Origin of the sequence: Streptococcus oralis (genome assembly GCF_003943385.1) — a bacterium.
Taxonomy (GTDB): Bacteria; Bacillota; Bacilli; order Lactobacillales; family Streptococcaceae; genus Streptococcus; species Streptococcus oralis_CA.
The window spans coordinates 335,163-341,282 of the sequence record NZ_RJPI01000001.1; the positions used below are offsets into that span (position 1 = coordinate 335,163).

At 37.6% G+C, this 6,120-nt stretch carries 7 protein-coding genes and 1 pseudogene; all 8 read left to right on the plus strand.

Features of this window, described 5'->3' with window-relative positions:
* Window positions 1-10 precede the first annotated feature (10 nt).
* A complete protein-coding gene (locus tag D8803_RS01710) occupies window positions 11-277 on the plus strand; it encodes an RNA-binding S4 domain-containing protein (RefSeq protein ID WP_131200040.1) in 267 nt (88 codons plus the stop codon).
* The gene (locus D8803_RS01715) at window positions 270-638 is read left to right on the plus strand and encodes a septum formation initiator family protein (protein ID WP_131200041.1); all 369 of its coding nucleotides are present in this window, start codon (window positions 270-272) and stop codon (window positions 636-638) included. Before D8803_RS01710 ends, D8803_RS01715 begins: the two co-directional genes overlap by 8 nt.
* A gap of 5 nt (window positions 639-643) precedes the next feature.
* Window positions 644-766: an SP_0009 family protein gene (locus D8803_RS09895; protein ID WP_000429345.1), complete on the plus strand. Its 123-nt coding sequence runs from the start codon at window positions 644-646 to the stop codon at window positions 764-766.
* Window positions 759-2,030, plus strand: a complete 1,272-nt coding sequence (locus D8803_RS01720) for a serine hydrolase (protein ID WP_131200042.1) — start codon at window positions 759-761, stop codon at window positions 2,028-2,030. Before D8803_RS09895 ends, D8803_RS01720 begins: the two co-directional genes overlap by 8 nt.
* Entirely contained in the window at window positions 2,027-3,304 is a 1,278-nt protein-coding gene (tilS, locus tag D8803_RS01725; protein WP_131200043.1) for a tRNA lysidine(34) synthetase TilS, read from the plus strand. Before D8803_RS01720 ends, tilS begins: the two co-directional genes overlap by 4 nt.
* A 4-nt stretch (window positions 3,305-3,308) precedes the next feature.
* Window positions 3,309-3,851: a hypoxanthine phosphoribosyltransferase gene (gene hpt / locus D8803_RS01730; RefSeq protein ID WP_131200044.1), complete on the plus strand. Its 543-nt coding sequence runs from the start codon at window positions 3,309-3,311 to the stop codon at window positions 3,849-3,851.
* A gap of 15 nt (window positions 3,852-3,866) precedes the next feature.
* Window positions 3,867-5,825 (plus strand): ATP-dependent zinc metalloprotease FtsH, encoded by a 1,959-nt coding sequence (ftsH, locus tag D8803_RS01735; RefSeq protein WP_131200045.1) that lies wholly within the window; start codon window positions 3,867-3,869, stop codon window positions 5,823-5,825.
* Window positions 5,826-5,945: 120 nt separating this feature from the next.
* Window positions 5,946-6,120: pseudogene (locus tag D8803_RS01740) on the plus strand (sigma-70 family RNA polymerase sigma factor); the annotation flags it as partial.

Consider the following 6,120-nt stretch of genomic DNA (forward strand, 5'->3'; position numbering starts at 1 on the left):
GGTAATAAAAATGAGATTAGACAAGTATTTAAAAGTATCACGAATTATTAAGCGCCGCACAGTCGCAAAAGAAGTAGCAGATAAAGGTAGAATTAAGGTGAATGGAATCTTGGCCAAAAGTTCAACGGATTTGAAAGTTGATGACCAAGTGGAAATTTGCTTTGGAAATAAGTTGTTGCTTGTTAAAGTACTAGAGATGAAAGATAGTACAAAAAAGGAAGATGCAGCAGGCATGTATGAAATTCTCAGTGAAACACGGGTAGAAGAAAATGTCTAAAAATATTGTACAGATGAATAATTCTTTTATTCAAAATGAACATCAACGTCGTCGTTACCTGATGAAGGAGAGACAAAAACGAAATCGTTTTATGGGTTGGGTCCTTATTTTGATGATTTTGTTGTTTATTTTACCAACTTATAACTTGGCTCAAAGCTATAATCAGTTATTGCAACGTCGTCAGCAATTGACAGAGTTGAAAGAGCAGTACCAAACTCTTAGTGATGAAAAGGATAAGGAATCTGCTTTTGCTACAAAGTTGAAAGATGAAGACTATGTAGCAAAATATGCACGTGCCAAGTACTATTACTCAAAGACACGAGAAGCGATTTACACAATTCCTGATTTGCTTCCGAGGTAATGGTCATGGAAAATTTATTAGAAGTTGTTGAGCAGTTTTTAAGTTTATCAGATGAAAAATTAGAGGAATTAGCAACTAAGAATCATTTATTACGATTACAAGAAGAAAGGGAAGGGAAGAATGCGTAAGTTCTTAGTAGTGTTATCGCTACTATCTGTTTTTATCATAACTTCAAGAGTAGTTAGCACAGAAAAACAGCTTCCTTACTCTTCACAAGAAATTTATTATCTAACTGAGTCTGATCATGGATTCTACTATAAAGAAACCCTTGAATCGCCAATGGTTTATAGAGAAACGGCTATCTATGCAAATGAGGATTTGATTAAGGAGTCTGGAAAATTGACTCCTGAAACCACCTTTAAAATCGTAGAATGGCGTTTGAATAGACAAGGTGTTCCTGTTTTTAAATTAGACAATCATCAGTTTATTGCTGCAGATAAGCGTTTAGTCTATGATCAAAGTCAAGTTCAAACTCAAAATAGACAAGTATGGTTGGAGCCGGGATTTGTCATCTATAACAGCCCTTATGGTATTAAAGAAATTTCTTCATCCCTCTCTCCCTATCAACGCGTAACAGTAGATAGAACTCTCTTTGCTGAGGGACAAGAATTTCTTCATATTGATCAAGTTGGGTGGGTATCAAAAGAGTTTGTTTCAGAAGAAGATAATCGTATCCAGAAGGTTCAAGAAGTCTTGTCAAACAACTATCAGAATGAAAATTATTCTATTTATGTTAAACAACTGAGTACAGGTAAAGAGGCTGGGGTGAATGAAGACAGCAAACTCTATGCAGCTAGCATCTTGAAACTAGCCTACCTTTATTATGCTCAAGATAAGATAAATCAAGGGGAGTATACGCTAGACAGTAGCTTTAAGTATATCCCAGAAGTGAATAGTTTCCCTGGCTCCTATAAACCAGAAGGTAGTGGTAGTTTACCTAAAACAGGAGACAACAAAGACTACAGTCTCCAACAGTTAATTACTAAGGTAACAAAAGAGTCTGACAATGTTGCTCATAATATTTTAGGTTATTATGTGACCAATCAATCTGACGGGGCTTTTAAAGAAAAAATGTCCACCATTATGGGTGAAGATTGGGATGTGAATGATAAATTAACTTCTTCAAAAATGGCTGGAAAAGTCATGGAGGCTATTTATAATCAGAATGGTTTTGTTTTAGAGTCTCTAAGCAAGACGAATTTTGATAACCAACGAATTGCGAAAGGTGTTTCGGTTAAGGTAGCTCACAAAATCGGAGATGCTGACGAGTTTAAACATGATACTGCCATTGTATTTACAGACTCACCTTTCGTTCTCTCTATTTTCACTAAAAATTCTGATTATGACACCATTGCTAAGATAGCCAAGGATGTCTATGAGGTTCTAAAATGAGGGAGCAGGATTTTTTAAATCATTTTCTCCAAAAAGAGTATTTCAAAAAACATTCTAAAGTTGTGTTGGCTCTGTCTGGTGGACTGGATTCGATGTTTTTATATCATCTACTGTCCACCTATCAAAAAGAATTAGACGTTGAGCTGATTTTAGCTCATGTTAATCACAAGCAGAGAAGGGAGTCTGATTGGGAGGAAAATGAACTAAGGAAGTTAGCTGATGCAGCTGGACTTCCTATTTATATCACAAGTTTTTCAGGAGACTTTTCAGAGGCGCGTGCTCGAGAGTTTCGTTATGATTTTTTTAGAAAAATCATGAAAGAGGTTGGAGCAACTGCTTTGGTCACTGCCCACCATGCAGATGATCAGGTTGAAACGATTTTGATGCGCTTGATTCGAGGAAGTAGGCTACGTCATTTGACAGGAATAAAAGAAAGTCAAGTAGTTGATGATATCGAAATCATCCGTCCCTTGTTGCATTTTCATAAAAAGGATTTTCTACCAATTGTTCATTTCGAAGATCAATCAAATCGTGAGAATGCCTATTTTCGCAATCGTATTCGAAATAGGTATTTACCAGAGCTTGAAAAAGAAAATCCTCGTCTTAAATCCGCTCTTTTAAATCTAGGAAATGAGATTTCAGATTACCAAGCAGCCATAACGGAGCTCTCTGAACAGATTGATGTGGAAGATTTGAATGTGCTCTTTTCATACTCTCAACAAACTCAAGGGGTTTTGCTCCAGAACTATCTCAATCAATTTCCTGACTTAAATCTTACGAAAGCTCAGTTTGCAGAAGTTCGACAGATTTTAGCAACTAAAAGTCAGTATCGTCACCCACTGAAAAATGGTTATGAACTAATAAAAGAGTATCAGAATTTTCGAGTTTGTAAAATCAGTCCACAGTCTGATGAAAAGAAAGATGAACTTGTGTTACACTATCAAAATCAAGTTCGACATAAGGGCTATTTATTTTCCTTTGGCATCCCTATTGAAGGGGACGCTGTTCAAAAAATAATGGTTTCACGGGAAACACCTGTATATATTAGATGTCGAAAACCTGGCGATGTTCTTATTCTGAATGGGTATCGAAAGAAACTGAGACGTTTATTTATAGATTTGAAAATCCCTATTGAAAAACGAAAAACAACCCCTATTATTGAGCAATTTGGAGAAATTGTCTCAATTTTAGGAATTGCGACCAGTGATTTGAGTAAAAACACGAAAAATGATATAATGAACACTGTACTTTATATAGAAAAAATAGATAGGTAAAAAGATGTTAGAACACGATATTGAAAAAATCCTCGTTTCACATGATGAAATTACAGAAGCAGCTAAAAAGCTAGGTGCGCAACTAACCAAGGACTATGAGGGGAAAAATCCAATTCTTGTTGGAATTTTGAAAGGATCAATTCCTTTTATGGCTGAATTGGTCAAACATATTGATACGCATATTGAGATGGACTTCATGATGGTATCTAGCTACCATGGTGGAACTGCAAGCAGTGGTGTGATCAATATCAAGCAAGATGTAACTCAAGATATCAAAGGAAGACATATTCTATTTGTAGAAGATATCATCGATACAGGTCAAACTTTGAAGAATTTGAAAGATATGTTTATTGCAAGAGAAGTGGCTTCTGTTAAAATCGCGACTTTGTTGGACAAACCAGAGGGTCGTGTTGTTGAAATTGAGGCAGATTATACTTGCTTTACTATTCCAAATGAGTTTGTAGTAGGATATGGTTTGGACTACAAAGAAAATTATCGTAATCTTCCTTATGTTGGAGTGTTGAAAGAGGAAGTTTATTCAAATTAGAAAGAGCATTCTTTAATGAAAAAACAAAATAACGGTTTAGTTAGAAATCCATTTCTATACTTGTTAATTATCTTCTTCCTTGTAACAGGATTCCAGTATTTTTACTCTGGAAATGCTGCTGGGAAAAATGAAAAAATTAACTATACAGAATTGGTAAAAGAAATTACAGCAGACAATGTAAAAGAATTGACCTATCAGCCAAATGGTAGCATCATTGAGGTGTCTGGTGTTTATAAAAATCCTAAGACTAGTAAAGAAGAAACAGGGATTAAATTTTTCACTCCTGCTGCTACAACAGTAGAAAGATTCTCAAGTACCATTCTTCCGTCGGATTCAACAGTTGCAGAATTGCAAAAACTTGCTTCTGACCATCAAGCTGAGGTAACGGTTAAACATGAGAGTTCGAGTGGGATGTGGATCAATATCCTTGTCTCTGTTGTGCCATTTGCCATTCTCTTCTTCTTCCTATTCTCTATGATGGGAAATATGGGAGGAAACAATAGTCGAAATCCAATGAGTTTTGGACGTAGCAAGGCCAAGGCTGCTAACAAAGAAGATATCAAGGTACGATTTTCAGATGTAGCAGGTGCAGAGGAGGAAAAACAAGAATTAGTAGAAGTTGTTGAATTCCTAAAAGATCCAAAAAGATTTACCAAACTTGGTGCGCGTATTCCTGCGGGTGTTCTTTTAGAGGGACCTCCGGGAACAGGTAAGACTTTGCTTGCTAAGGCGGTTGCCGGAGAAGCAGGCGTTCCATTCTTTAGCATTTCAGGATCTGACTTTGTAGAAATGTTTGTCGGAGTTGGTGCAAGTCGTGTTCGTTCTCTTTTTGAGGATGCTAAAAAAGCAGCACCAGCCATTATCTTTATCGATGAAATTGATGCTGTTGGTCGCCAACGTGGTGTCGGCCTCGGTGGAGGAAATGATGAACGTGAGCAAACCTTGAACCAGCTCTTAATTGAAATGGATGGTTTTGAGGGTAATGAAGGAATCATCGTTATCGCTGCAACGAACCGTTCAGATGTTCTAGATCCAGCTCTTCTCCGTCCAGGACGTTTCGATAGAAAAGTCTTGGTTGGTCGCCCTGATGTTAAAGGTCGTGAAGCAATTTTGAAAGTTCACGCTAAAAACAAACCTCTAGCAGACGATGTTGATTTGAAACTAGTTGCCCAACAAACCCCAGGTTTTGTGGGAGCTGACTTAGAAAATGTTCTAAACGAGGCAGCCTTGGTTGCAGCCCGTCGCAATAAATCAGTCATTGATGCTTCAGATATTGATGAGGCAGAGGACAGAGTGATTGCTGGTCCATCTAAGAAAGATAAAACAGTATCACAAAGAGAACGTGAATTGGTTGCTTACCATGAGGCTGGACATACCATTGTTGGTTTAGTCTTGTCAAATGCTCGTGTTGTTCATAAAGTTACCATTGTACCACGTGGACGTGCAGGCGGATACATGATTGCGCTTCCTAAAGAGGATCAAATGCTTCTTTCTAAAGAAGATATGAAAGAGCAATTGGCAGGTTTGATGGGTGGTCGTGTAGCTGAAGAGATTATCTTTAATGTCCAAACGACAGGAGCTTCAAATGACTTTGAACAAGCTACACAGATGGCGCGTGCAATGGTCACTGAATACGGTATGAGTGAAAAACTTGGCCCAGTTCAATATGAAGGTAATCATGCTATGTTTGGTGCACAAAGTCCTCAAAAATCAATTTCAGAACAAACAGCCTATGAGATTGATGAGGAAGTTCGTTCATTATTGAATGAGGCACGAAACAAAGCTGCTGAAATTATCCAATCAAATCGTGAAACCCACAAACTGATTGCAGAGGCATTGTTGAAATACGAAACATTGGATAGTACTCAAATTAAATCTCTTTACGAAACAGGAAAAATGCCTGAGACAGTAGAAGAGGAATCACATGCCCTATCTTATGATGAAGTAAAATCAAAAATGAGTGAAGAAAAATAACCCCAGAGAGACCTTGTCTCTCTTTTTATGTGCTGTTGAGGGAGGAAGAAGTATAGAATAGAGAAAGTAGACTCAGGGGCTCGCGCATTTTGTTAAACTAAATGCAGAAAGGAGAGGTCTATGAATCTGAAAGAACTATACGAAGAAAGCAAGGGGATTGTCCATAAGTGCCGCAAAGAATACCATTTACATCTGTGGGAGAAAGAGGACTGGGACCAGGAGGGGATGCTGTGCCTGTATGAGCTGGTCAGTCACCATCCAGAGTTACTAGTTGGTGAACGTCGCCGATTATATG

Coding starts and splice junctions, on each gene's coding strand:
- hpt (WP_131200044.1), top strand. CDS start 3,309: ATGTTAGAACACGATATTGAAAAAATCCTCGTTTCACATGATGAAATT.
- D8803_RS01710 (WP_131200040.1), top strand. CDS start 11: ATGAGATTAGACAAGTATTTAAAAGTATCACGAATTATTAAGCGCCGC.
- D8803_RS01715 (WP_131200041.1), top strand. CDS start 270: ATGTCTAAAAATATTGTACAGATGAATAATTCTTTTATTCAAAATGAA.
- tilS (WP_131200043.1), top strand. CDS start 2,027: ATGAGGGAGCAGGATTTTTTAAATCATTTTCTCCAAAAAGAGTATTTC.
- ftsH (WP_131200045.1), top strand. CDS start 3,867: ATGAAAAAACAAAATAACGGTTTAGTTAGAAATCCATTTCTATACTTG.
- D8803_RS01720 (WP_131200042.1), top strand. CDS start 759: ATGCGTAAGTTCTTAGTAGTGTTATCGCTACTATCTGTTTTTATCATA.
- D8803_RS09895 (WP_000429345.1), top strand. CDS start 644: ATGGAAAATTTATTAGAAGTTGTTGAGCAGTTTTTAAGTTTATCAGAT.